Source organism: Nocardioides nanhaiensis, from assembly GCF_039542785.1.
Classification (GTDB): domain Bacteria; phylum Actinomycetota; class Actinomycetes; order Propionibacteriales; family Nocardioidaceae; genus Nocardioides; species Nocardioides nanhaiensis.
Map to the genome: position 1 here is coordinate 239,105 of NZ_BAABIM010000003.1, position 24,467 is coordinate 263,571.

The window sequence follows — 24,467 nt, forward strand, 5'->3', positions numbered from 1 at the left end:
GCCATGACGGTCACGACCCCGGGGGAGACCCTGGTCCGCTACCTGCAGAACCTCCGCGACGCGCTGCTCTGGAAGCTCGAGGGTGCGAGCGACTACGACCAGCGACGCCCCCTCACCGGAACCGGCACCAACCTGCTCGGCCTGGTCAAGCACCTGGCGCACGTGGAGCTCGGCTACTTCGGCGACACGTTCGGGCGACCGACGGGGGTGACGAACCCGGTGGACGAACCGGGTGGCGACGACAACGCCGACATGTGGGTCACTCCCGAGGAGACCCGCTCCGACGTCGTGGGGCTCTACAAGCGGGCCTGGGCGCACGCGGCCGAGACCTTCGACGCCCTCGGTCTCGACGAGCGGGGCCTCGACGCCCGTGGCCGGGTGCCGTGGTGGCCGGAGGCGACCAACGAGGTGACGCTGCACCAGGTGCTGGTGCACGTGGCGGTCGACACCGCCCGCCACCTCGGGCACGCCGACATCTTGCGCGAGCAGCTCGACGGCGCCGTCGGGCTGCGGGCCGACGTCGACAACCTGCCGGCCGACTACGACTGGGTCAGCCACCACGCCCGGGTGGAGCAGGCCGCGCGCGAGGCGGGCCACCCGGGCCTCGTCGAGGACGCCTGACGCCGACCGCCTCCACCGCCACCACCCCCGTGACCAGGGTCGCGTGCCACCGTCTGGTCCAAAACGAGAACGTGTTCTAGTATGGCGGTGGTGCTACCCCAACGAGGAGGACGAGCGATGTCCCAGGCTGTTCTAGACGGAGTCCGCGACCTGCTGCCCGGGTTCCGGGAGCGGGCCGACGAGTGCGAGCGGCTGCGCGTCGTCCCCGAGTCCTCCATCAAGGAGCTCGACGAGACCGGCTTCTTCAAGCTCCTCCAGCCCCGCCGCTTCGACGGCCACGAGGCCGACCCGATCACCTTCTACACCGCGGTGCGCGACATCGCCTCGGCGTGCGGCTCCACCGGCTGGGTCTCCAGCGTCGTGGGCGTGCACCCCTGGCAGGTGGCGCTCTTCGCCGAGGAGGCGCAGCAGGCCGTGTGGGGCGAGGACACGAGCACCCGGCTCAGCTCCTCCTACGCGCCCACCGGCAAGGCCACGGTCACCGAGGGCGGCTACATCCTCTCCGGCAAGTGGAGCTTCTCCTCGGGCTCCGACCACTGCTCCTGGGTGCTGCTGGGCGGGCTCGTGTTCAACGCCGAGGGGCAGGTCGTCGACTTCAAGACCTTCATGGTGCCGCGCAGCGACTACACCATCAACGACGTCTGGCACATGGTCGGGCTGGCCGGCACCGGCAGCAACGACATCGTCGTCGAGGACGTGTTCGTGCCGGAGGCGTTCACGCTCAGCATGGGCGAGACTGGCCAGTGCAAGGGCCCCGGCCAGGAGCAGAACACCAACGACCTCTACAAGCTGCCGTTCCACTCGATCTTCACCGGCACCATCACCACGCCGATCATCGGCATGGCGATGGGCGCCTACGCCGAGCACGTCGAGATGCAGCAGGCGCGCAGCCGCGCGGCCTACCTCGGCGAGAAGGCCTCCAAGGACCCGTTCGCCATGGTGCGGATCGCCCGCGCCTCCTCCGAGATCGACGCCGCCTGGGCCTTGCTGGTCAACAACATCCGCGAGGAGCAGGCCTACGTCGCCAAGGGCGAGCCGATCCCGCTGCGCACCCGCCTGAAGGTGCGCCGCGACCAGGTGATCGGCAGCGAGCGGGCCATCGAGGCCATCGACGCGCTGTTCGAGGCCTCCGGCGGGCGGGCGCTCACCACCGGCACCTACCTGCAGCGTGCCTGGCGCGACGCCCACGCCGGGCGTGTCCACGCCGCCAACGACCCCGAGCGCGCCCTGCAGATGTTCGGCGCCCACGAGTTCGGCCACAAGGTCGACCCCGGCATGTACTGATGGGCTCCTCCACGACCCTCACCAAGGAGTCGACGCACCGCTCGGCGAAGGCCGGGAGCATCACGCTCGGCTACTACGAGGCCGGCCAGCCCACCGAGGTGGGTGGTGGGCTGCCGCTGGTGATGCTGCACGGGGGCGGTCCCGGTGCCTCGGCGTGGTCGAACTTCGGCCGCGCGCTGCCCGGCTTCGCCACCACGTTCCGCACGCTGCTGGTCGACCAGCCGGGGTTCGGCACCTCCGACAAGCCCGAGGTGGTGGGCAACTACTACCGGCACGCGGCCGGTCACGTGGTGGCGCTGCTCGACGAGCTCGGCATCGAGCACGTGCACCTGCTGGGCAACAGCCTCGGCGGCGGCACGGCCATGCGACTGGCGCTGGAGCACCCCGACCGCGTGGGTCGCCTGGTGATGATGGGCCCCGGCGGGCTCTCGCTCAACCTCTTCCACGCCGACCCCACCGAGGGCGTCAAGCGCCTGATGGACTTCGGAGCCGCCCCGTCACGCGAGGCGCTGCGCGCCTTCATCTCCTGCATGGTCCACGACCAGTCTCTGGTCACCGACGAGCTGGTCGAGGAGCGCTTCGCCGACGCCACCGCTCCGGGAGCGCAGGAGGCGATGCGCTCCATGGGCATGTCGTTCTGGAACCCCGAGACCGCGGAGGACGGCATGCTCTGGCGCGAGGCGCACCGCCTGCGCAAGCACACCCTGCTGACGTGGGGACGCGAGGACCGGGTCAACCCGCTCGACGGCGCGATGGTGGCGCTCAAGCTGATACCGAAGGCCTCGCTGCACGTCTTCCCGAACTGTGGGCACTGGGCACAGATCGAGGCGGCCGAGGAGTTCCGCGCGGTGGCCACGGACTTCCTGGGCCGTCACCGGGAGCGCACGGAGAGGAGCCGCGAGTGACCATCGACATCCGCAGCATGGGCTACGTGCGCGTGGCCTCCACCGACCTGTCGGCGTGGGGCACCTTCGCCGGCAAGGTGCTGGGCCTGGCCGAGGGTCGCGGCCCGAACCCCGATCACCAGTACTGGCGCATCGACGAGGTCTCGGCACGACTCGTGGTGTTCCCCTCCGACCGCGACGAGCTCTCCGCCACCGGCTGGGAGCTCGCCGACCACGCTGCGCTGCAGGAGGCGCGCGAGCACCTGCAGAAGGCCGGCGTCGACGTGGAGGAGGGCACCCCCGAGGAGCTCGCCGAGCGCCGCGTGCAGGAGATGCTGCGCTTCCGCGACCCGTGGGACAACGTCTTCGAGCTCTTCCACGGCATCACCTACGAGGCCCGCCCGGTCGTCCCGCCGTACGGCGCCACCTTCGTGACCGGCGACCAGGGGATGGGCCACATCGTCGTCCCCGTGCTCGACGACGTCGAGGCGCTGCGGTTCTACCGCGACGTGCTCGGCTTCCGGCTGCGCGACTCGATGAGCATGCCCGGCGAGTTCGTCGGCAAGGAGCCGGGCTCCAAGGTCTGGCTGCGGTTCCTCGGCGTCAACCCCCGCCACCACTCGCTGGCGTTCCTGCCGATGCCCAACCCCGCCAAGTGCGTGCACATCATGCTCGAGGTCGACACCCTCGACCACGTGGGACGTGCCCTCGAGCGGGTGCGCAAGCACGGCGCCCCGCTGTCGGCCACGCTCGGGCGGCACATGAACGACGAGATGGTCTCCTTCTACGTCAAGTCGCCCGGCGGCTTCGACGTCGAGTTCGGCACCGACGGCCTGACGGTCGAGGACGCACGCTGGGTCGCCCGCGAGTCCACCGCCGTCTCGTACTGGGGGCACGACTTCGGCGGCGGGGCCTGACCTCTACCGTGAGCACCATGACCTCGGGAGCCAACCCAGAGATCCCGGAGGGGATCAGTCCGGACGCCCGTGAGACGTGGCCGAGCCCGGCCCTGATCGAGTCCTGGCTGGGCGACGCCGACTTCGACGTCGAGTGGCGCCCCGGCGAGGGCAGTGCCATCCACGGCGACGACCCCGAGGCCGTCGCGGCCGCGCGCCGCTTCCGCGACGTGCTGGGCCGCTTCGCCTCGGGCGTCACCGTCGTCACCGCGATGAGCAGCGGCGAGCCCGTCGGCATGACCTGCCAGTCCTTCTCCAGCGTCTCGCTCGACCCGCCGCTGGTGCTGTTCGTGCCCGCGCGCACCTCGCGCGCCTGGCCGATGATCCAGCGCTCGGGCCGCTTCTGCATCAACATCCTCGCCGCCGACCAGGCCGACCTGTCCAACCGGATGGCCAGCCGTGGCGTCGACAAGTTCGCCGGCGTCGACTGGCGTCCCGCCGAGCAGTCCGGCTCCCCGGTGCTCGACGGTGCCGTGGCGCACATCGACTGCTCCATCCACGCCGTGCACGAGGGCGGCGACCACCACGTCGTCATCGGTCGCGTGCTCGAGCTGATCGAGGGTCGCGACGACCGGCCGCTGCTGTTCAACCGCGGCCAGTACGCGACCACCGACGACAAGCAGTCGTGACGGCGCGCTCCCGCCGGGCTCGTAGGCTGGCACCATGAGTGGCTCCCTCGTCGACACCCCGCGTCTGCCGGAGGCGGTGGGTCCCGTCGGCTCGGGCACTCCTGATCCCGTCTGCGACCTGTTCGCCAGCCGGTCGCTGCGCGAGCACTACGTGCGCGGGGTCCTCGGCGTCGTGCTCGCGGTGGCGGCCGTCGTGCTCGCCGCCGTGGCCTCGCCGCTGTTCCTGCTGCTGCTGGTCGGCTCGGTGCTGAGCTGGCGCGGGTGCATCTCGTGCTGGACGCTGGGGTTGACGGCCACCCGCGCTCGCGTCGGGCGCGTGGAGGGCTGAAACTCAGAGCTCGACGAGGCGCCGGTGCTCGACGGCGCTGCCGAAGAGCTGGCCCAGGGCGTGGGAGCGCTTGAACACCAGGTGGGCGTCGTGCTCCCAGGTGATCGCGATGCCGCCGTGCAGCTGCACGGTCTCGGCGGCGATCCGGGCGAGCGCCTCGGAGCAGTAGCTCTTCGCGACGTGGGTGAGACGCTCGGCGTCCGGGGTGCGGGTGGCCACGGCGTAGGCGGCCGTCCAGGAGGCGGAGCGGCTCATCTCGAGCAGCACCAGCATCTCGGCCATCCGGTGCTTGAGGGCCTGGAAGGAGCCGATGGGGCGGCCGAACTGCACACGGTCGCGCGTGTAGAACACCGTCATGTCCAGAGCTCGGGCCCCCAGGCCCACCTGCAGCGCGGTGACGGCGACGGCACCCACCTGCCGGGCCCGGGCCAGCGCGGGCCCGGCGTCCTGGCCGATCGGTGTGGTGACGGCGTCCGCAAGATCGACCCGGGCGAACCGCAGCGTCTGGTCCATCGAGGGCGCCCAGGTGCGACGCACCGAGGTGGGGTCGACCTCCACCAGAGCGTCGTCGACGACGGCGAGCAGCACGGTGGCCTCGACGCCGTCGAGCACGGCTTCGGGGTCGAGCACGAGAGCAGCGATCTCGCCGGCGGCGATCCGCGGCAGCAGCCGGGCCCTGGCGTCCTCGGCGGCGGCACCGGTGGCGGCCAGCAACGCCTCGGTGACGACGATGCTCGACAGCAGCGGCGAGGGGGCGAGCGAGCGGCCCAGCTCCTCCAGCACCACGAGCGACTCCACGAGCCCGTACCCGGCGCCGTCGTGCTCCTCGGGGACGTTCAGCGCCGCGGCCCCGATCTGCTCCACCAGGGTGCGCCACAGCTGCTCGTCGTAGCCGGTGGCGGAGGTCATCGCAGCGCGGACGGCGCCGCTGTCGGCCTGCCGGGTGAGCAGGGAGGCGACGATCGAGGCGAGCTCCTGCTGCTCCTCGCTGCGGGTGACGTCCATCAGGCACCCGCCCCGACCAGCGCGTCGAGCACCACCGCGCGGTGGTGCGCGGGTGTGCCCCAGGCGCCCACGAGAGCCCGCACCTTCGTGAGCCAGAGGCTCAGGTCGAACTCCGCGGTGTAGCCGATGGCGCCGTGCAGCTGGAGACCGGTGCGGGCGGCCAGGTAGGCGGCGTCGGCGGTGGCCACCTTAGCGGCCGCCGTGTCGCGGCGTGTGGGCTCCAGGGCCGCCCCCCACACCAGTGGCCGGGCGAAGTCGAGGGCGATCCGGACGTCGGCGAGTGCGTGCTTGAGCGCTTGGTAGCTGCCGATCGCCCGGCCGAACTGGCGACGCTGGGTCACGTACGCCACGGTGTCGGCCAGGATCCGCTCGCCGGCACCGAGCAGCTGCGCCGCCGTGGCCAGCACGGCCAGGTCGAGCGCGGCGTCGTCGACGAGCACCTCGGGGCTCGCGGAGGAGTCGACGGGCTCGACGGCGAACAGCCGCCGGGTGCGGTCGACCGAGACCCGCGGGTCCCCGACGGCGCGCGCCGGGGCCGACCCCAGGTACACCTCGTCCGCGGCGTCGGCGTCCAGCGCGAGCGGCGCCAGGGGCGGCAGCGCCACGGTGGCCATGCCATGCACCTCGCGACCCAGCGCGACCGGCAGGTAGGCGGCCGACTCGACCCACGGTCCCGGCACCGCGTGGCGGCCGAGCGCCTCGAGCGCCACGACCACCTCGACCGGCGAGGCCTCGGTGGCCAGCGAGAGCAGCCCCTGCTCGGTGAGTCGCGCCCACAGGGCACGGCCGGGAGCGTGGTCGCCGTCGGCCCAGGCGCGGGCCACGGAGACGGTGTCCGCGCCGGCCAGCAGCCGGTCGAGCGAGGTGGCGAAGTCGCGCTGGTCCGCGGAGAGCTCGAACTTCACTTCTGCGCTCCCTTGGGCTCGCGGGGCAGGCCGAGGATCCGCTCGGCCACGATGTTGCGCTGGATCTCGTTGGTGCCGGCGTAGATGGGGCCCGAGAGCGAGAACGTGTAGCCGTCGAGCCAGCGTGAGGGCAGCTCGCCCTCGGGGCCCAGCAGGTCGAGCGCGGTCTCGTGCAGGGCGACGTCGAGCTCGCTCCAGAACACCTTGTTGACCGAGCCCGCGGCACCCATCTCGCCGCCGTCGCGCAGCCGGGTGACCGTGCCCCACGTGTAGAGCCGGTAGGCCTGCGCGCGCATCCACGCGTCGACGACGCCGGCCGCCGCCGTCGAGGTGACGGGCTGCTGGGAGCACTGCTCTCGATAGAGGTCGACCAGGCGGTCCGCGGCTGCGCAGAAGCGACCGGGGGAGCGCAGCGAGAGTCCGCGCTCGTTGCCGGCGGTCGACATCGCGACGCGCCACCCGTCGCCGGGTGCGCCCAGAACGTCGGCGTCGGGCACGAAGACCTCGTCGAAGAACACCTCGGCGAATCCGGGCTCGCCGTCGAGCTGGGCGATCGGGCGCACCGTGACGCCGGGGGCGTTAAGCGGGAAGAGGAGGTAGGTGAGACCGGCGTGCCGCTGCGCCTCGGGGTCGGAGCGGAACAGGCCGAAGCCCCAGTGGGCCAGGGCGGCGCGCGAGCACCACGTCTTCTGGCCGCGCAGCACCCAGCCGCCGTGCTCGTCGTCACGGGTGGCGGTGGAGGTGAGCGAGGCGAGGTCGGAGCCGGCCTCGGGCTCGCTCCAGCACTGCGCCCAGATGGTCTGACCGCTGCCCATCTCGGGCAGGAAGCGCTGCTGCTGCTCGGGCGTGCCGTGGTCGAAGAGCAGCGGCGCGAGCAGGAAGATGCCGTTCTGCGAGACCCGACCAGGCGCGCCGGCGCGGTAGTACTCCTCCTCGAAGACCACCCACTCCACGAGAGAGGCCCCGCGGCCGCCGAGATCGCGCGGCCACGAGACGACCGACCAGCGGTCGGCGGCCAGCTGCGCCTCCCACTCCTGGTGCCGCGCCCAGCCCTCGGGGGTGTCCATCGAGGGCAGCGGCTCGCGCGGCACGTGGGCCTCCAGCCAGGCGCGCGCCTCGGCCTGGAAGGCCAGCTCGGACTCGGACAGGTCGAGGTCCACTACAGGCTCCTGAGGTCGGTCTTGAGCACCTTGCCGCCCAGGTTGCGCGGCAGAGTCTCGAGGTGGGTCACGTGGCGGGGGACCTTGAAGTTGGCCAGGTGGTCGCGGGCGAAGGCGAGCACGTCGGCCTCCGTGGCGGTGCCGACGACGAACGCGCGGCCGATCTCACCCATCCGCTCGTCGGGCACCCCGACGACGGCGACGTCGGCGACGCCCGGGCAGCGCAGCAGCACCTGCTCCACCTCGGCGGGGTAGACGTTGAAGCCGCCCGAGATGTACATGTCCTTGAGGCGGTCGGTGATGGTGAGGTTGCCGTGCTCGTCGAGGCGCCCGACGTCGCCGGTGTGCAGCCAGCCCTCGACGTCGACGGCGGCCGCGGTGGCCTCGGCGTCGTCGAGGTAGCCGAGCATCACCTGACCACCCCGCACCAGCAGCTCGCCCTCCTCACCGGGCGTGCCGGCGCCGTCGATGCGGACCTCCATGCCCGGCACGGCCCGGCCGCACGTGGTGGCCACGGTCTCGGCGTCGTCGCCCTGGCGGCACATGGTGACGACGACGGCCTCGGTCATGCCGAACGCGGTGACCACCTGGTCGATGCCGAGTCCCTCGGGCTCGGGAGCGCGCATGCGCTCGATCAGCACCACCGGCACCATCGCGGCCCCGGTGACGGCCAGGCGCAGCGAGGAGAGGTCGCGCCCGGCGCGCTCGGGGGCGGTGAGCAGCGACTGGTAGAGCGTGGGGGCGCCGGGGAAGAGGGTGATGCGCTCTCGCTCGATCAGCGACAGCGTCTCGCCGACGTCGAAGGTGGCCACCGGGTAGAGCGTGGCGCCGGTGAGCAGGCCCACCAGGATGCCGATCTTGTAGCCGAAGGAGTGGAAGAACGGGTTGACCACCAGGTAGCGGTCGTCCTGGCGCACCCCACCGAGCTCCGCCCAGGTGCGGGCGGCCTCCAGGCTCTGCCGGTGGGCGCTCATCGCGCCCTTGGAGCGGCCGGTGGTGCCGGAGGTGAACAGCACGTCGGCGACGTCGTCGGGGCCGACGGCGTCTGCGCGCGCCTCGACCTCGGCCGGCGTGACGTCGGTGCGGGGCGCGGCGCCCCCGTCGTCGCCGTGCGAGTGCAGCTCGAGCGTGGCCAGGTCGCCGAGCGTGCGCAGCGAGGGCAGCGGTCCGGCGTCGAGCAGGTCAGCACGCTGGGTGCGCCCCAGGAACCCGTCGGCCAGCCAGACGACGCCGGCGCGGGTGCGCTGCACCAGGTCGGCCACCTCGTGGCCCGTGTAGCGGGAGTTGGCGGGCACCAGCACGCCGCCCGCGTAGGTGACCGCCAGTGCCGCCACGGCCCACTGAGCGCTGTTGGGGCCCCACACCACGACGTGCTCGCCGGGCGCGAGCCCGTGCCGCACCAGGTCGGTGGCGACCTCCTGCACGCGGGCGTGCAGCGCACGGTGGCTGAGCACGCCGTCGTCGGTGACCAGTGCGGGGTGGTCGCCATGGGTCTGCGCGGCGTGCCGCAGGACCGCGGGGATGGTGCTGCGCATCCGACCTCCTCGACAGCGGCGCCAACCAACCAAGCAATTGCTTGGTAGGGTAGCACCCGTGGACCTGAGCTACGCGGCCGAGGACGAGGCCTTCCGTGCGGAGATCCGCGACTGGCTGGCCACGCACCTGCGCGGCGACTGGGCGCGGCTCAAGGGCGTCGGCGGCCCCGGCCGCGACGAGGAGGCCTTCGAGGAGCGGCTGGCCTGGAACCGGCTGCTCGCCGAGCACGGGTGGACCTGCGTGGGCTGGCCCGTCGAGCACGGCGGCCGCGGCCTGAGCCTGTGGCAGCAGGTGATCTTCCACGAGGAGTACGCCCGTGCCGAGGCTCCGTACCCGGTGAACCACCTGGGCGAGACGCTGCTCGGCCCCACCCTGATCGCCTTCGGCACCCCCGAGCAGCAGCAGCGCTTCCTGCCCGGGATCCGCGCCGTCACCGAGCTCTGGGCGCAGGGCTACTCCGAGCCCGACGCCGGCTCCGACCTCGCCAACGTCAAGACCCGAGCCGTCCTCGACGACGACACCTGGGTGATCGACGGCCAGAAGGTCTGGACCTCCAACGCTCACCTGAGCCAGTGGGTCTTCGTGCTCGCCCGCACCGAGCCCGGCTCGCAGCGCCACCACGGGCTCTCGTTCCTGCTGGTGCCGCTCGACCAGCCCGGCGTCGAGGTCCGGCCCATCGAGCAGCTCACCGGCGGCTCGGAGTTCAACGAGGTCTTCTTCACCGGCGCCCGCACCGCGGCCGACCTCGTGGTCGGCGAGCCCGGCAACGGCTGGGGCGTGGCCATGGGGCTGCTCGGCCTGGAGCGCGGCGTCTCCACCGTCGCGCAGACCGTCGGGTACGCCCGCGAGCTGGCCGGGGTTGTCGACCTGGCGCGGCGCACCGGTGCCCTGGACGACGCCGTGCTGCGCGACCGGCTCGCCTCGCTCTCGGTGGAGCTGGAGGTGATCCGCGCGCAGGCGCTGCGCGGCCTCTCCACGCTCGAGGGCGGCTCGGACTCCGCGGCCGGTGGGGGAGCGGGCTCGATCTTCAAGCTCGTCTGGGCCGGCTGGCACAAGCGCCTGGGCGAGGTGGCCATGGAGGTGGCCGGCCCGGCCGGCCTGCTCGCCCGCGGCGAGAGCGGCTACGAGCTCGACGAGTGGCAGCGGCTCTACCTCTTCTCGCGCTCCGACACCATCTACGGCGGCAGCGACGAGGTGCAGAAGAACATCCTGGCCGAGCGCGTGCTCGGCCTCCCGCGCGAGCCGAAGGGAACCTGATGAGCGCCGACCCCCTGCAGCACCGACCCGAGCAGCCTGCGCCCGCGTACGTGCCCGGCCACCAGCTGCTCGCCGGCCGCAACGTGGTCGTCACCGCGGCGGCGGGAGCCGGCATCGGGGCGGCCGTGGTCCGCCGGGCGCTCGAGGAGGGTGCGCGCACGGTCGTCTTCTCCGACACCCATGCCCGGCGCCTGGCCGAGGCGGAGGCCGTGCTGGCCGAGGAGTTCGGCGCCGACCGGGTGCGCCAGACCGTCTGCGACGTCACCGACCAGGCGCAGGTCGAGGCGCTGCTCGACCTGGCCGAGGAGTCCGGGCCCATCGACGTCATGGTCAACAACGCCGGCCTCGGCGGCACGGCCTCGGTGCTGGAGATGACCGACGACGAGTGGAGCCGGGTCCTCGACATCACCCTCACCGGCACGTTCCGCTGCGTGCGCGCCGCGGGGCAGCGCATGCGTGAGGCCGGCACGCGTGGCGTCGTCGTCAACAACGCCTCGGTGATCGGCTGGCGCGCGCAGGAGGGCCAGGCGCACTACGCCGCCGCCAAGGCCGGGGTGATGGCGCTGACCCGCTGCGCCGCGCTCGACCTCGCGCCGTTCGGCATCCGCGTCAACGCGGTGAGCCCGAGCCTGGCGATGCACCCGTTCCTGGCCAAGGTCACCAGCGACGAGCTGCTCGCCGAGCTCAAGCAGCGCGAGGCGTTCGGCCGCGCCGCCGAGCCGTGGGAGGTGGCCAACGCCATGGTGTTCCTGGCCAGCGACTACTCCAGCTACCTCACCGGTGAGGTGCTCTCGGTGAGCAGCCAGCATGCCTGAGGCCGCCGACGGTCGGGCGCAGACGACCAGCCGTCGCGAGCAGCTGCTCGCCATCGCCGCGGAGCAGTTCGCGACCAAGGGGTACAAGTTCACCACGGTGCGTGACATCGCCGAGGCCGCCGGCATTCTCTCGGGCAGCCTCTACCACCACTTCGACTCCAAGGAGTCGATGGTCGACGAGGTGCTGCGCACCTTCCAGGCCGAGCTCTTCGGGCGCTACGAGGCCATCCTGGCCAGCGACGCCGACGCCCGCACCAAGCTCGAGCAGGCCGTCGAGGTGTCCTTCGAGACCATCGACCGGCACCCGCACGAGGTGGCGATCTTCCAGAACGAGGCCGCCCACCTGGGCGCCTTCGAGCGCTTCGCCTACCTGGCCGAGCGCAACCGCGAGTCGCGCGCCGTCTGGATCACCCTGCTCGAGGACGGCGTGCGCGCCGGTGCCCTGCGCGCCGAGCTCGACGTCGAGCTGACCTACCGCTTCATCCGCGACACCGTCTGGGTCGCGGTGGCCTGGTACCGCCCCGGCGGTCGGCGCAGCCACACCGAGGTGGCGCGCCAGTACCTGACGATCCTGCTCGACGGGATCGCCGCTCGTGAGGAGAGCTGATGCCCGAGAACCTGCCCGCCGCCTACATCGTCGACGCCGTCCGCACCCCGGTCGGCAAGCGCGGCGGCGCCCTCGCCGGCGTCCACTCCGCCGACCTGGCCGGGCACGTGCTGAGCGCGCTGGTGACGCGCGCCGGCGTCGACCCGGGCGCCGTCGACGACGTCATCCTGGGCTGCTGCGACACCATCGGCTCCCAGGCCGGCGACGTCGCCCGCACCGCCTGGCTGGTGGCGAGACTGCCCGACCACGTGCCGGGCGTGACCATCGACCGCCAGTGCGGCTCCTCGCAGCAGGCGGTCCACTTCGCCGCCCAGGGCGTCATGTCGGGCACCCAGGACCTCGTGGTGGCCGGCGGCGTGCAGAACATGAGCGCCATCCCGATCTCGGCCGCCATGCTGGTCGGCCAGCAGTACGGCTTCTCGACGCCGTTCGCGGAGTCGCCCGGCTGGCAGGCGCGCTACGGCGACCAGGAGGTCAGCCAGTTCCGCTCGGCCGAGATGATCGCCGAGAAGTGGGGGATCTCCCGGCAGGAGATGGAGGAGTTCGCGCTGGCCTCGCACGAGCGGGCCCGCACCGCGATCGCCGAGGGTCGCTTCGCCGGCGAGATCGAGCCGGTGACGCTCCCGGACGGGACGGTGTTCGACACCGACCAGTGCCCGCGCGACACGTCGCTGGAGAAGATGGCCGGGCTGGAGCCGCTGGCCCCGGGCGGCCGGGTCACCGCCGCCGTCGCCTCCCAGATCTGCGACGGCGCCAGCGCGCTGCTGGTGGCCTCCGAGCGGGCCGTGGCCGAGCACGGGCTCACGCCGCGCGCCCGGGTCGTGCACCTCTCGGTGCGCGGCGACGACCCGGTGTGGATGCTCACCGGACCAATCGCCGCCACTCGCCACGCGCTCGAGCGCTCCGGGCTCGGCGTCGAGGACATCGACCTGTTCGAGTGCAACGAGGCCTTCGCCTCCGTGCCGCTGGCGTGGATGAAGGAGACCGGTGCGCCGCACGAGCGGGTCAACGTCAACGGCGGCGGCATCGCGCTGGGTCACCCCATCGGGGCCACCGGCACCCGGCTGATGACCACGATGCTGGCCGAGCTGGAGCGCACCGGCGGCCGCTACGGGCTGCAGACCATGTGCGAGGGCGGCGGTCAGGCCAACGTGACGATCATCGAGCGGCTCGGCTGACCACTGGTCTCTCGGTTCAGCCCAGCACCCAGACCAGGCCGGCGATGCCGGGGATCAGGCCGAGCAGCAGCAGTGGGCTCGCCAGCGACTTCTTGTAGATCGCCAGGCCCGAAGCCACCGCGCAGACGCCGAACGCAGCGGCGAGCACGTTGAGCCCGATGATCGCGTCGGTGCGCTCGCGGTCGATGTAGTCCGAGGCGATCGCCAGACCGGCCGAGAGGTGCAGGATCGTCGTCACCGTGAGCGCGGTCAGCACGCGGCGCTGCACCTTCTCGAGCCGTGCGATGTCCTCCGGGCTGGTGCGCGGCCGCGGCTGGTTGGGGTCCATCAGGTGCTTGGCGCGGCGCGGCGGCTCCGGTGGCTGGCTCGTCATCGTCCGGCCGCCGGCGATGCGGGGGGAGCGCCGAGCGGTGCCCAGTGCTGCGGCTCGACCTTCTGCCGGGCGAAGACCAGGTAGCCCAGGAGCAGCAGCCACGCGAGTGCCGCCCCGAAGATGGAGAAGCCCGTCAGCGTGTAGCTGGCGTCCAGCAGGCTGCGACTCCGCTCTCCCGTGATCTGGGTGAGGAACGACAGCTCGCTGTCCTTCGTGTCGCCGAAGTCGGGCTGGAACAGCCCCCAGGTGAACAGGCAGAACCACACCAGCACCTGGGCGACCGCTTGGTGCGTGGTGAGGTGACGGGGACGTGCCGCCTGCGTGTAGGCCAGGACGGTCGTCGTCAGCAGCGTGAGCAGCAGCGCCGGGACGACCACGAGCAGCCCCAGCAGCAGGAACCAGCCGCCGACGCCGAAGATGACGCGCCCGAACCAGACCCAGGCGATGAGCAGCAGGTTCACCGGGATCATCGCGAGGAGCACCACCCGACCGAACCTGTTCACTGTGCCGAGGCTACCGGGGTGGGCGCACCGGTCGGCGGGGTGCTCGGGGATACCGTGGCCCCCGTGCTCGCCCTGCCTGCCCACGGCTTCGTCATGCTGTCGATGCCCAAGTGCGCCTCCACCTCGATGGTCCGCTCCGTGGCCGGCCAGGCGGAGGTGGTGCTGCGGGTCAACCCCAAGCTGAAGCACCTCAACTGCGCCCAGTTCCACGAGCTGATGGTGCCTCTGCTGCGCAAGGGTGGGTACTACCGCAAGGACTACGAGGTGGTGAGCCTCTTCCGCGAGCCGGTGGAGTGGCTGGAGTCGTGGTGGCGCTACCGCCGCCGACCGGCTCTGGCCGAGGAGGGCTCGCGCCGGTTCACCGGCGAGCAGACCTTCGAGGAGTTCGCCCGCGACTACCTGCAGCGCAAGAACCGCTTCCGCGGCCGACCGGCGCGCTTCGTGGCGATGAGCGACCAGCTCGACATCGGCGTCGACCGCATCTTCGCGCTGGAGCGCCCCGAGGTCTGGCAGGGCTGGATCGCGGAGAAGCTGGACCGTGAGCAGGAGATCGCCACCCACAACGTCTCGACCGAGCGGCAGGAGCCTGAGCTCTCCGTCGGTCTGCGCGCCGAGCTGGAGGCCTACTTCGCCCCCGAGTACGACATCTACGCGCACCTGCGCGACACCGGCACCTGGACGCCGCCTGCGGGGTACGTGCCTCGCGGCTAGGCCGCGAGGTGGTTCGCGAGGTAGGCCGTCAGGGCGTACTCAGCCGGACTGAGGTGGTGGGTGCCGGTCTGGTCGACGAGCCTGGTGAGGCCGTGGGGCGTGCGCCAGATCCAGCGGTTCGGGCCGAGCTGGTGCACCTGGTAGCCCAGGTGCGTCTTGGCGCGATGGGCCAGCCGCTGCAGGGGCGCGGTGTTGTGGTCGCCGGTCTGGCCGGGTGGTCCGTGGCGTTCGTAGGGGACGACGTGGTCGAGGTCGGGGGTCGGCCTGCCTGGCGGGTGAGGTCGGTGGCGTGGGGGAAGACGCTGCCGGCGGTGCGGAGTGTGACTCTCTCGCGGACGTCGGTGGGGTGCTCGTACCCGTTGACCGAGCGGCCTTCGTGGAGGTCGATCACCGGCGTGAGCGTGATGTCGTGGTGGCGGAGCAGGTCGGCGAGCTGGCTGGCCAGCACCGGTCCGAGGCCTTCGACCCGGGCGAGGGGTGCGAGCTGTCCGTCGGCGCCGAGGGCGAGGTGGACGAAGAGGCGTGCGGTGCCGCGGGTGCGGGGCGGGCAGTGGAACGGTGACGACGCTCCTGGAGCGGGCGTGATCGGGGTCCAGCCGCTGGTGTCCTCGACCTCGACGGGCTCGGCGGCTGACTCGGTCGTGCCGGCGAGGTGATCCTCGGGTGCGGACCCCTCGTCTGCTGCCGGCTCGGCGTCGCTGGGCGGAGCCGCCTCACCCGTGGTGTCGGGCGCGTGGTCGGTTCTCGCGAGGTCGTGGCAGCGGGCAAGGAAGGAGAGCGCGGCGGCGGGGTCGGCGAGGAGTGCGAAGGCCTCGGATCGCCAGTGGTCGGTGCCGTGGGGTTCACCCTCGGGCTGCTGGTCGGGGTCGGCGTGCTCTTCCAGGAGGGCGGCGATCTCGGTGATGGTGGCGTCGAAGGCGTCGGCGTCGCCGGTCTCGAGGCGGGCGATGATCATCGCGACCCCGGGGTTGTGCAGTCGTTCCTCGCCGGCACGGGGTCGATGGAGCCAGACCCCGCGGGTGCGGGCAGCGAGCTCGAGACGCTTCCGGTGGGCGTCGGGATCGGCCTCGATGACCTTGGCTTCGGCGATCTCCAGGACCCGACCGGGGCCCTGGGCGGCGGCATCGGCGACCGCGGTGTCGACGACAACGGCCTGCTCCAGGGTGAGGTCGCGGGCCAGGTGGGTGATCTGGCGCCCGACCCAGACCGGCAGGACCAGGGCTTGGATCTGGGCCCAGGTGGCGGGGAAGCGGTGACGCAGGTCGAGTGCTACGCGCAGGGTGTTGCGGCAGGTGATGGGTGACTCGTCGCGGGCGACGGCGATCTCGGGCAGGCACAGGTCGACCACACCGGGGGTGCCGTCCCGGCCGGGGTAGATCAGCTTGGGGCCGCCGTGGCGGACCGGGACCGCACCGGGCTGGTCCTGCGGGTCGCCGGAGTGCAGGTCGGCCCAGGCCAGGAGGAGCTCGTACTGACGGACCTCACTGCGGCGGGTGGCCAGGATCTCGTGCTCGGCGGCGCGCAGCAGGTCCGCGGGAGTGAGGTCTCCCGGGTCCCGGGGTGGTGCGGCGAGGTGAGCCATGCTCCATGATATTCGAACGGGCTTGTGGATAACAATGTTCAACCGAGAGTATGTTCGAGCATTTTCGGAGGGGTGATCGAGCCTCTTTGCGCGGCCACCGAGCGGCACCTCGAGTCGTTGCTAGGCCGACGTTCCGCGTGACCGCGCCAGTTACGTGGTGACGCCGGTCGGGTGATGCGGCAACCGCTCGCGATCCGCCCGCTCATGCCGATGAGCGGGCGTCTGGGGAAGCGACTCATTCACGTAGGGCAAGATCCTGCGCATGGCCATCACTGCTGGTGGGGTTCTGGGTGAGTTTGGTCCAGCGAGGGCGGCACACAACCTCGTCATGCGTGAGATCTGGGACTTCGCGCCACGAACGCCTGAGGATGATTGGGCCGTGGACATCGGGTTCTTCACGGGCGACGACACGGGCGACGACTCGCCTCCCATGGGCGTCTCGGCGGGCGCCGTGGGCCGCTCGCAGCGGCGTTTCGTCGTTTGGCATCGACTCCCGAAGGGCATGGGCGATGCGGGTCAGGTGCGCGAATGGTTTGCCGAGCACTTGCTTGCGACGGAGCGACTAGTCCGTGAGTACCTGCCAACCAAGAGCTGCCAATACCCAGCTGAACACCTGGCAGACCAGGTGCGCGATCTGCGCGACCATTTGCGCAGCCGCGCCTAGTCATCCGCCCGACCATGCCGCGCAGCGGGCATCCGCCCGACCATGCCGCTCTGCGGGCTTGCGCGACGAAGGCGCTAGTTGCCTTATGAAGCCCGTCGTCGGGTCGACCGTGGCGAGGAAATTCCGGACGTGTTGCCGGTGGGCCTCTCGTGACGGGTTGTTGTCCCGTGGCTCGCAGGCGTCTACGCCGCTGGTTGAGCAGTGATGCCGCCAGCGGCCCACGTACCGGGCCACCCTTGGCCGCCGTTGTAGCTGCGACGCGGGTTCGATGACTCGAACGGTCAGCGCGGTCGCCAGCGCTTCCACAGGGCCGTGGCCCGGCTGCGGTCGCGGCCGTCCCAGGCGAGCACGACCTCGACGGTCATCTCCGCCTCGGTGGCCGACAGGACGCTGGCGCTGAGCTCGACGGCGTGCTCGAGCGGCGCGGGCCTCAGGTAGGAGACGTCGAGCCCGGCGGTCACGTAGGGCAGGGCGGCGCCCGGGAGCGGCGGCCAGCCGCGCTCGTGGGCCTCGTGCGTGACCACCGCCGCGGAGTGGCAGTCGAGCAGGGTCGCGATGATGCCGCCGTTGAGGTGGCCGAGACCGTTGTCGTGGTGCGGCGACGGGGTGAACCGGGCGACCGCCCGGCCGTCGCCGTCGGCGAAGCTGCGCAGCCGGAGGCCGTCGGCGTTGGCCGGGCCGCACCCGAAGCAGCGCAGCTCCGGGAAGTAGACGTCCTGCAGGGACCTGTCGGGTGCCATGGGTGACCTCGTTGTCGTGGACGGGCCGGTGCGACCTACACAGACTCGACCATGTGCGCCGGCCATCACAAGGTCGAGGGGCGGCCGAAAGAGCCGCCGGTCCGGGTGTCGAGTGGGTGGCGCTCAGACGGCGGCTTCCTCGAGCCACTGCGCGACGGTGCGTGGCGAGAGTCCCAGGAGGCGCTGGGCCGAGGGCTCCTCGTCGATCACTTCGGAGACCTGGGTCTGACGCCACACGTAGGAGTCGATGACCGGGCGAGCGCCCTGCTCGCCGAACATCGGGATGATCTGTCGTCCGAACTCCTCCGGGTCCTGTGCCTCGAACACGACGGACGTCTCGAGGTACGTGCTGAAACCATCGGCGAGGTCGCTGCCGAGCAGCGCAGGCAGCGCACCGATCGTGACGCGTCCGGTGACCGACTCGTCGGTGAGGAGCCGGACAGCGGCGTCAGCGACATCGAGGTGCGAGACCCACGACAGTGGGTAGTCGGCTCGCACGGGGTAACGCAGCACTCCCTCGGAGCGCGCCGGTCCCAGAACCGGGGGCAGCAGCAGGTTTTCCAGGAACAGCTTGGGCTCGAGGATCGCGTACGAGGCGCCTGAGGACTCCAGCGCTTCGGCGAGAATCGCGGGTCCGCTGTCTGCCTCAAGCGTGTAGCCGCTGGTGGACATCACGACGCGGCGGACACCGGCCCGAGCCAGGGCGATCGCCACGTTGCTGGCCACCTCGGACTGGTGCTGGGGGCTGCCGACGGGGATGTGGACGAAGACGCCGGACGCGTCGCGGTAAGCCGAGACGAGGGAGTCGACCGAGCTGTAGTCGACCGCGACTGCCGCGCCGACGATCGAGGAAGGGTCACGGACCGCAGCGGTGGCGTCGTGGCCGGCGGCGCGCAGAGCAGAGAGGACAGGAAAGCCTTGAGCGCCGGAGGCGCCGTGGACGATGAAGGTCATGTCGCCATTAGTGCATCCATTACATCGGTTACGTCAACTGCAGTAACGGCGTATCGTGCAAATCGTGACGATCAACAAGGTCTGCGTGCCCGAGTGCGGAGTTTCCCGCTTCCTGATGCTCCTCGACGGCCCCTGGGCCACCCTGGTCGTGCGGGAGTTGATGCACGGACCGCTGCGCTTCACCGAGCTGATGCAGGCCCTGCCGGGCATCAGCGCACACACGCTCACCAGCCGCTTGCGTCGCTTCGAGACCCACGGCCTGGTGACCCGCACGGCGTATGCCGAGATCCCGCCGCGAGTCGTCTACGAGCTCACCCCCGTGGGCCTGGAACTTCGAGGCGTCCTCGAGGCCATGAACGCGTGGGCCCTCAACGTGCCCGAGCCAGTCTTCGAAGCAGCGATGCAGGACGACGGCCCGCCGCAGCGCCTCGCGGTCAACTTCGCTCGCACCGCGGCACTCGCCAGTCCCCAGCCCTGACCCTCCCGTCCCAGGCGGAGAGACCGAGATGCGGCGTCCGTGCAAGCCGTCATCAGCCCACGTCCGCGAGCAGGACCAGCTCTAGACGGCCTCACACCACGACGCTCCTGCTCGAGCAGCGCAGCTAGCTCGAGACCGCAATGGTCCTGACCGACTCTGCCTTGATCGTGGACGCAGTGCGCAGTGCGGCGTAGCCCGGCGGATGCCTTCAACCGTCCGACCATGCCGCACTGCGGGCTCCGCCCGACCATGCCGCCCAGCGGGCTCCGCCCGACCATGCCGCGTCTGGTCCGCTAGTCGGGCGCGCCTCAGTCAGTCGATCTCGCTGTCCTCAGGGAACTTGCCTCGGCGCATCAGAACACCGAGCGCGTCCTCTGCCGATTCGCGAAGCAGCGTCCACTCGGGCATGGCCTGAACTTCGGCCAGCGCCGGGTAGTTTTCTGGAACTGCTGCCGCTACCGAATCCCAGACCGCCTGAAACGAGGAGAGCGCCTCGACCTCGGCGTGGTCGTAGATGTCGGTGTTATAGGGATTCTCCCGAGGGTTCGTCCGTACCTGGTCCTCCCACTGGTTGATGACTTCGTAGGGGATGTGTGCGATTGGTACCTCTCGCTCGTACTCACGCTGAGCCTCGAACGATGCGGCCAACCCCAGATACTCGATGATGCGGTTGCGTATGCGCTGCTCGATGAGCCGGTTGCTGGCGTCGCCATGCCCAATCGTCATATAGGCCAGTCTCCCCCCGACCCGCCCGACCATGCCGCACAGCGGGCATCCGCCCGACCATGCCGCAAACCGTGCGGTACTGGGCGCTCAGTCACGAGCCATGAGTCAGAGCCATGAGTCAGAGCCACTGGAGGTCTGAGGTGCGCATCATCGTGCCGAGGAGGCGGCGTTAGGCCAGCAGGATGTCGATGCGGTCCGCGTCGGCGCCTGCGCGTCGTGCGGCTTCGAGAAGGTTGAGCAATAGGCCGCGCTCCACAGAGATGTCGTCCTCATAGAGGTTGTCGCAAAAGGATCTCGAGGCCAGCCACCGCCTCGCCCGCACGGAGCAGGGAAGTTACGGAGCCAACGTCCGCGCCACTGACTCCACCTCCGAAGCCTGCAGTTCTGGCTTTGCCGCATCAAGCACGGCCGCAATGGCATGTTGAAGTGCGGTCACGAGCACATTGTTCATCCGCTCGACCATGGCTCCCGCAGTCAGCCCGCTTCAGACAGTGCCGGGCTCGTCAAAGGTCAGCGTGAGAGTGGACTGGTAGGCACTCGACGATCCCGCTTCATCGAGGGTTCTCGATTTCGGTTCTTGACCCGTTGGCCACACGCCCACCGTCCTGAACCGGTACCCGTCCTGCTCGGCGGACTCGAACTCGAACGTGACGTCCTGACCCACCGTCAGTGTTGCGAGGCCGTCGACGCGGACCGAGGAGAAGTGCGTCCAGCAACCAGCCGGAGTGGCAGGCGAGTCGATGACGCCCCAGCCTTCGTCGTCGTGCCAGGTACGAACCACGCCGGTTGCAATCACACCGGGAGCATCGCAGGCGAGACCCCGGTCGTGCAGCCTCGGAAGCAACCGCCTGACTCTGCCGCGTCAGCATCCGCCCCGACTCTCCCGTCTGCCGACTGTGCCGCCCAGCGGACCGGACGCCACCAGGCGTTCCCGGTCCGTACGACGACGGCACCGGGCAGCGGTGAGCCCCACGCGGTCGGGCAGGCCGTGACGAGGGCTTGGCCCGACCGCGGCCACTACCCGAGCGGCCCCGCGTCTCCCAACAGCCCCGAGGCACGCCGCAGCTCGACGACGGCGCGGTCGACGATCCGGTCGATCAGCTCCTCGCAGCTGGGCAGGTCGTCGATCAGGCCGACCACCTGCCCCGAGGCGAGCACGCCGGCGGTCGTGTCGCCGTCGACCAGGCCCGCCTTGAGCATGGTGGGCGTGTTGGCGGCCAGCGCCATCTGGCCCAGGGTGCGGCCCTGGGTCTTCCTCATGGCGCGGCCGTCGCGGGCGAGTGCCGCCCACGACATGCCGCTGTCGCGCTTGAACTCCAGGGTGCGGCGAGCCGTCGGCGCGAGGCGCTGCAGCGGGTTGGTGCCCTCGAGCTCCTCCACCAGGTCGGTGCGCAGCATCCGGTGCGGCATGCCGTCGACCTTGGCCGTGACGACGGTGTCGGTCAGGCCGCGCTCGAGGTAGAGGCGCTTGACGGCGTCGGGCACCGCGGAGTCGCTGGTGAGCAGGAACCGCGTGCCCATGCCGACGCCGGCGGCGCCGTAGGAGAGCGCGGCGGCCAGGCCGCGACCGTCGAAGAAGCCGCCGGCGGCCACCACCGGGATGTCGACGGCGTCGAGCACCGTGGGCAGCAGCAGGGTGGTGGGCACCGGGCCGGTGTGGCCGCCGCCCTCGCCGCCCTGCACCATCACGGCGTCGGCGCCCCACGAGGCCACCTTGACGGCGTGCTTGGCCGCACCCACCGAGGGCATGACGACGACGCCGTGCTCCTTCAGCGAGGCGATCAGCTCGGGCTTGGGGGCGAGCGCGAACGAGGCCACCTTGACGCCGTGCTCCACCAGCAGGCGGCAGCGGTCGGGGGCGTCGGCGGCGTCCGCGCGCAGGTTGACGCCGAAGGGCTGGTCGGTGCGGCCCTTGACCTCGATGATCGCCGCCTCCAGCTCGGCGAAGCTCATCGTGGCGCTGGCCAGGATGCCGAGCCCGCCGGCGTTGGCGGTGGCGCTGACCAGCCGGGGGCCGGAGACCCAGCCCATGCCGGTCTGCACCACGGGGTGGCGCACGCCGGTCAGCTCGGTCAGCGCGGTGCGCAGCTGCTGCTCACGCATCGTGGGGCACCTCCTTGAAGCGCAGGCCCTTCGGGTCGAGCACCTCGCGGATGATCACGAGCTCCTCGTCCGTGGGCAGTCGGGTCTCGGGCGCTGTCCTCGCATCGGGGGAGTCCACCGCCAGCTCGCAGCCGGTCGCCTCCCGCACCTGCTCGAGCGTGACGCCGGGGTGCAGGCTGCGCACCCGCAGGGTGTCGCCCGGACCGCCGACGTCGAGCACGGCGAGGTTGGTGACCACGCGGTGGATGTCGTTGAACCGTGCGGCGGCAGGGCCCGCGGCCTTCGCTCGGGCCGGGCCGACGCCGGAGACGACGTCGACCTGCTCGACGAAGACCCGGGGGGAGTGGCGCGGCACCCAGTAGGAGGTGCGGTTGTTGACGGTGTTGCCGGGCGCGCCGCGCGAGCCGAGCAGCTGGCGCTTGGGCCGGTCGAAGTCACCGATGGCGGAGATGTTCTGGTTGCCGTGCCGGTCGATCTGCGTGGCCCCCATCATCACGTGGCGCTTCCCGTGCGCGACCACGTCGAAGACCTTGCGGAACGGGATCCAGCCCTCCACGACGTCGGCCGTCGCGAACAGCGGCGGCACGCCGCCGAGGAACAGCGACTCGCCGTCGCTGATCACCAGGTCGGGGTTGCTGGTCAGCTTGGCCAACCGGACGCCGAGCATGGGCATGATGCCCATGGGGCTGCCGAAGATCTCGCCGTCCTCGGCGAAGGCGTCGGCCACGGCGGCCGCGCAGACGTCGGCGCGGGTGACCTGGGTGCTGGTCTGGCTCGTCGACATCAGGACTCCTCCCCGAACGCCGCGACAGCGGCCTGGTAGTCGGCCTCGTCGCCGGTGAGGAAGCGCTGCTCGAACGCGGCCCACTCCTCGTCGGTGCCACCGGCCGCGGCGGCGTAGGCGCGCTGGAACTTCTCGTCGCGCCCATAGTCGGGGCGGCAGTCGGTGAAGTGCGCGCCGTGCGGGGTCTCGACGACGCCGGTGACCAGCATCCGGCTGAGCAGGAGTCGTTGCACCGGCGTGTCGACGGTGAGACCGGCGGTGTCGACGACCTGCTCGACGCTGAGGTAGGTGCGGTCGGCGGCCATCGCGAACAGGTCGTCGAAGTAGGGGTCGGGGCCCAGGTAGGTGGCGTTGCCGTGCTGGTCCGCGCGGTTGAGGTGCAGCAGCGCGACGTCGAGGCGCAGGGCCGGGACGGCCACCAGCTCCTCGTGCCCGTGACCCTCGTCGTAGGGGCTCGTGACCGTGCGCAGGTGCGGGTTGTTGACCATCACGTCGGAGCCGAGCCCGGCACGCATCGGCAGGAACGGGAGGCGCTGGGCTGCGGCCCGCAGCCCGGTCTGGAACATCCCCTCGTCGAGCTCGACGACCTCGGGGATCGTGCCCTGCTGGCGCGCCCGCTGGAAGTTGGGCTCCAGCGGCACCGTGTCCAGGCTGACGAAGGCGTAGACCAGCTTGCGGATCCGGCCGGCGCGGGCGAGCAGGCCGACGTCGGCACCGCCCCAGCTGACGACCGTCAGGTCGGTGAGCTCCGAGCGCAGGATCGCGCGCACCAGCGCCATCGGCTTGCGCCGCGGGCCCCATCCGCCGATGCCGATCGTCATCCCGCTCTCCAGCTGGGCCACGACCTCCTCGATGCTCATCCGCTTGTCGCGGGGCTGGCGGCTCATGCGGTCCCCTTCCCGGGCTGGCTGTCGGCCTTGCTGGTGCCGGCGAAGTCGTCGCGCAGCCGGTCGCTGACGCCGACCAGGTTGAGCTCGTAGGTGAAGCCCTGCTCGAATCGGTAGCTGAGGTTGACGTCGACCGGGTCGATGCCGTTGATCGCCTCCTTGGCCGCGCGGATCACCCGGGTGTCGTGAGCGGCGATCTCGCCGGCCACGGCGAGCGCGGCGTCGTCCAGCTGCTCGCGCGGGACGACCTCGAGCACCGAGCCGAACTGCAGCAGCTGGGAGGCCGGCACGGTGCGGGCGGTGAAGTAGAGCGTGCGCATCAGGTGCTGCGGCACCAGGCGCGCCAGGTGCGTCGCGACGCCGAGGGCGCCCTGCTTGACCTCGGGGGCGCCGAAGTAGGCGTCCTGGCTGGCCACGACGCAGTCGGCGTTGCCGACCAGCCCGATGCCGCCGCCCAGGCAGAAGCCGTTCACGGCCGCCACCACCGGCACCGCGCACTCGTAGACGGCCTTGAAGGCGGCGTGGCAGCCGCGGTTGGCGCCCAGCAGGGCGTCGAAGCCGGTGGTGTGCTGCATCTCCTTGATGTCGACGCCCGCGTTGAACCCGCGGCCCTCGGCCCGCAGGACCACCGCGCGGGTGCCGGGGTCCTCACCGGCCTCGCGCAGGGCGTCGGCGAGGTCGAACCAGCCCTGCACCGTGAGGGCGTTGACCGGAGGCGCGTCCATCGTGACGACGCGGACGCCGTCCTCGCGCAGCACCGAGCTGATGGGGGAGCTGGAACTCATCGGTCTCCGATC

28 protein-coding genes are annotated in these 24,467 nt (G+C 71.4%); 13 read left to right on the top strand and 15 right to left on the bottom strand.

Translation table 11 applies throughout. From position 1 onward, the window contains the following. Positions 1-3 precede the first annotated feature (3 nt). The 6 genes from ABD948_RS15200 (at position 4) to ABD948_RS15225 (ending at position 4,702) form a co-directional block, all read left to right on the top strand. Positions 4-621: a DinB family protein gene (locus ABD948_RS15200; protein WP_345267303.1), complete on the top strand. Its 618-nt coding sequence runs from the start codon at positions 4-6 to the stop codon at positions 619-621. Between the two features lie 117 nt (positions 622-738). Next, positions 739-1,905: a 3-hydroxy-9,10-secoandrosta-1,3,5(10)-triene-9,17-dione monooxygenase oxygenase subunit gene (gene hsaA, locus ABD948_RS15205; protein WP_345267305.1), complete on the top strand. Its 1,167-nt coding sequence runs from the start codon at positions 739-741 to the stop codon at positions 1,903-1,905. Then, the gene (hsaD, locus tag ABD948_RS15210; RefSeq protein WP_345267307.1) at positions 1,905-2,810 is read left to right on the top strand and encodes a 4,5:9,10-diseco-3-hydroxy-5,9,17-trioxoandrosta-1(10),2-diene-4-oate hydrolase; all 906 of its coding nucleotides are present in this window, start codon (positions 1,905-1,907) and stop codon (positions 2,808-2,810) included. Before hsaA ends, hsaD begins: the two co-directional genes overlap by 1 nt. Then, positions 2,807-3,706, top strand: a complete 900-nt coding sequence (hsaC, locus tag ABD948_RS15215) for an iron-dependent extradiol dioxygenase HsaC (protein WP_345267309.1) — start codon at positions 2,807-2,809, stop codon at positions 3,704-3,706. The genes hsaD and hsaC overlap by 4 nt, the downstream gene beginning before the upstream one ends. Positions 3,707-3,723: 17 nt before the next feature. Further along, the gene (gene hsaB / locus ABD948_RS15220; RefSeq protein ID WP_345267312.1) at positions 3,724-4,374 is read left to right on the top strand and encodes a 3-hydroxy-9,10-secoandrosta-1,3,5(10)-triene-9,17-dione monooxygenase reductase subunit; all 651 of its coding nucleotides are present in this window, start codon (positions 3,724-3,726) and stop codon (positions 4,372-4,374) included. A 34-nt stretch (positions 4,375-4,408) separates the two neighbouring features. Further along, positions 4,409-4,702, top strand: coding sequence for a hypothetical protein (locus ABD948_RS15225; RefSeq protein ID WP_345267314.1), 294 nt, complete (start codon positions 4,409-4,411; stop codon positions 4,700-4,702). Positions 4,703-4,705: 3 nt separating this feature from the next. On the opposite strand, the gene ABD948_RS15230 is transcribed toward ABD948_RS15225, so the two are convergent. The 4 genes from ABD948_RS15230 to ABD948_RS15245 are packed head-to-tail and all read right to left on the bottom strand — an operon-like array spanning position 4,706 to position 9,307. Continuing rightward, complete coding sequence (locus ABD948_RS15230) at positions 4,706-5,707, bottom strand: acyl-CoA dehydrogenase family protein (RefSeq protein WP_345267316.1); 1,002 nt, start codon at positions 5,705-5,707, stop codon at positions 4,706-4,708. After that, complete coding sequence (locus ABD948_RS15235) at positions 5,707-6,612, bottom strand: acyl-CoA dehydrogenase family protein (RefSeq protein ID WP_345267318.1); 906 nt, start codon at positions 6,610-6,612, stop codon at positions 5,707-5,709. Before ABD948_RS15235 ends, ABD948_RS15230 begins: the two co-directional genes overlap by 1 nt. Then, on the bottom strand, positions 6,609-7,772 hold the full coding sequence (locus tag ABD948_RS15240) for an acyl-CoA dehydrogenase family protein (RefSeq protein ID WP_345267320.1): 1,164 nt from the start codon (positions 7,770-7,772) through the stop codon (positions 6,609-6,611). Before ABD948_RS15240 ends, ABD948_RS15235 begins: the two co-directional genes overlap by 4 nt. Continuing rightward, a complete protein-coding gene (locus ABD948_RS15245; RefSeq protein ID WP_345267322.1) occupies positions 7,772-9,307 on the bottom strand; it encodes a FadD3 family acyl-CoA ligase in 1,536 nt (511 codons plus the stop codon). The genes ABD948_RS15240 and ABD948_RS15245 overlap by 1 nt, the downstream gene beginning before the upstream one ends. Before the next feature lie 58 nt (positions 9,308-9,365). On the opposite strand from ABD948_RS15245, the gene ABD948_RS15250 reads away from it, so the two are divergent. The 4 genes from ABD948_RS15250 to ABD948_RS15265 are packed head-to-tail and all read left to right on the top strand — an operon-like array spanning position 9,366 to position 13,165. Next, positions 9,366-10,565 carry an acyl-CoA dehydrogenase family protein gene (locus ABD948_RS15250; RefSeq protein ID WP_345267324.1) on the top strand — a complete coding sequence of 400 codons (1,200 nt, stop codon included), beginning with the start codon at positions 9,366-9,368 and terminating at the stop codon, positions 10,563-10,565. Continuing rightward, positions 10,565-11,380, top strand: a complete 816-nt coding sequence (locus tag ABD948_RS15255; protein WP_345267326.1) for an SDR family oxidoreductase — start codon at positions 10,565-10,567, stop codon at positions 11,378-11,380. Before ABD948_RS15250 ends, ABD948_RS15255 begins: the two co-directional genes overlap by 1 nt. Next, positions 11,373-11,987: a TetR/AcrR family transcriptional regulator gene (locus tag ABD948_RS15260; protein ID WP_345267328.1), complete on the top strand. Its 615-nt coding sequence runs from the start codon at positions 11,373-11,375 to the stop codon at positions 11,985-11,987. Before ABD948_RS15255 ends, ABD948_RS15260 begins: the two co-directional genes overlap by 8 nt. Further along, positions 11,987-13,165 carry an acetyl-CoA C-acetyltransferase gene (locus ABD948_RS15265; protein WP_425576604.1) on the top strand — a complete coding sequence of 393 codons (1,179 nt, stop codon included), beginning with the start codon at positions 11,987-11,989 and terminating at the stop codon, positions 13,163-13,165. Before ABD948_RS15260 ends, ABD948_RS15265 begins: the two co-directional genes overlap by 1 nt. Positions 13,166-13,181: 16 nt before the next feature. On the opposite strand, the gene ABD948_RS15270 is transcribed toward ABD948_RS15265, so the two are convergent. After that, positions 13,182-13,538, bottom strand: coding sequence for a hypothetical protein (locus ABD948_RS15270; protein ID WP_345267330.1), 357 nt, complete (start codon positions 13,536-13,538; stop codon positions 13,182-13,184). Next, the gene (locus ABD948_RS15275; protein ID WP_345267331.1) at positions 13,535-14,041 is read right to left on the bottom strand and encodes a hypothetical protein; all 507 of its coding nucleotides are present in this window, start codon (positions 14,039-14,041) and stop codon (positions 13,535-13,537) included. The genes ABD948_RS15270 and ABD948_RS15275 overlap by 4 nt, the downstream gene beginning before the upstream one ends. 63 nt (positions 14,042-14,104) lie before the next feature. Here ABD948_RS15275 and ABD948_RS15280 point away from each other — a divergent pair, with 63 nt between their 5' ends. Next, positions 14,105-14,752 carry a hypothetical protein gene (locus ABD948_RS15280; RefSeq protein ID WP_345267333.1) on the top strand — a complete coding sequence of 216 codons (648 nt, stop codon included), beginning with the start codon at positions 14,105-14,107 and terminating at the stop codon, positions 14,750-14,752. 28 nt (positions 14,753-14,780) lie between these two features. Here the strand turns inward: ABD948_RS15280 and ABD948_RS15285 are convergent, their stop codons facing one another. Then, complete coding sequence (locus ABD948_RS15285; protein WP_345267335.1) at positions 14,781-16,334, bottom strand: hypothetical protein; 1,554 nt, start codon at positions 16,332-16,334, stop codon at positions 14,781-14,783. A 328-nt stretch (positions 16,335-16,662) separates the two neighbouring features. Between ABD948_RS15285 and ABD948_RS15290 the strand changes: the two genes are divergently transcribed. After that, the gene (locus ABD948_RS15290; RefSeq protein ID WP_345267337.1) at positions 16,663-16,998 is read left to right on the top strand and encodes a hypothetical protein; all 336 of its coding nucleotides are present in this window, start codon (positions 16,663-16,665) and stop codon (positions 16,996-16,998) included. Between the two features lie 281 nt (positions 16,999-17,279). Here the strand turns inward: ABD948_RS15290 and ABD948_RS15295 are convergent, their stop codons facing one another. Both ABD948_RS15295 and ABD948_RS15300 read right to left on the bottom strand, forming a co-directional pair. Continuing rightward, a complete protein-coding gene (locus ABD948_RS15295) occupies positions 17,280-17,738 on the bottom strand; it encodes a PaaI family thioesterase (protein ID WP_345267339.1) in 459 nt (152 codons plus the stop codon). Between the two features lie 123 nt (positions 17,739-17,861). Next, on the bottom strand, positions 17,862-18,692 hold the full coding sequence (locus ABD948_RS15300) for an SDR family oxidoreductase (RefSeq protein ID WP_345267341.1): 831 nt from the start codon (positions 18,690-18,692) through the stop codon (positions 17,862-17,864). Positions 18,693-18,756: 64 nt separating this feature from the next. Between ABD948_RS15300 and ABD948_RS15305 the strand changes: the two genes are divergently transcribed. Next, on the top strand, positions 18,757-19,170 hold the full coding sequence (locus ABD948_RS15305) for a winged helix-turn-helix transcriptional regulator (protein WP_200919040.1): 414 nt from the start codon (positions 18,757-18,759) through the stop codon (positions 19,168-19,170). 312 nt (positions 19,171-19,482) lie between these two features. Here ABD948_RS15305 and ABD948_RS15310 read toward each other — a convergent pair whose 3' ends face one another. The 6 genes from ABD948_RS15310 to ABD948_RS15335 form a co-directional block, all read right to left on the bottom strand. Next, complete coding sequence (locus tag ABD948_RS15310) at positions 19,483-19,896, bottom strand: hypothetical protein (protein ID WP_345267345.1); 414 nt, start codon at positions 19,894-19,896, stop codon at positions 19,483-19,485. A 484-nt stretch (positions 19,897-20,380) separates the two neighbouring features. Next, a complete protein-coding gene (locus ABD948_RS15315) occupies positions 20,381-20,692 on the bottom strand; it encodes a cold-shock protein (RefSeq protein ID WP_345267347.1) in 312 nt (103 codons plus the stop codon). Between the two features lie 221 nt (positions 20,693-20,913). Further along, on the bottom strand, positions 20,914-21,999 hold the full coding sequence (locus ABD948_RS15320; RefSeq protein WP_345267349.1) for an NAD(P)H-dependent flavin oxidoreductase: 1,086 nt from the start codon (positions 21,997-21,999) through the stop codon (positions 20,914-20,916). After that, the gene (locus ABD948_RS15325) at positions 21,992-22,783 is read right to left on the bottom strand and encodes a CoA-transferase subunit beta (protein WP_345267351.1); all 792 of its coding nucleotides are present in this window, start codon (positions 22,781-22,783) and stop codon (positions 21,992-21,994) included. Before ABD948_RS15325 ends, ABD948_RS15320 begins: the two co-directional genes overlap by 8 nt. Further along, the gene (locus tag ABD948_RS15330) at positions 22,783-23,670 is read right to left on the bottom strand and encodes a CoA transferase subunit A (RefSeq protein ID WP_345267353.1); all 888 of its coding nucleotides are present in this window, start codon (positions 23,668-23,670) and stop codon (positions 22,783-22,785) included. Before ABD948_RS15330 ends, ABD948_RS15325 begins: the two co-directional genes overlap by 1 nt. Next, entirely contained in the window at positions 23,667-24,455 is a 789-nt protein-coding gene (locus ABD948_RS15335; RefSeq protein WP_345267355.1) for an enoyl-CoA hydratase family protein, read from the bottom strand. The genes ABD948_RS15330 and ABD948_RS15335 overlap by 4 nt, the downstream gene beginning before the upstream one ends. Positions 24,456-24,467 lie beyond the last annotated feature (12 nt).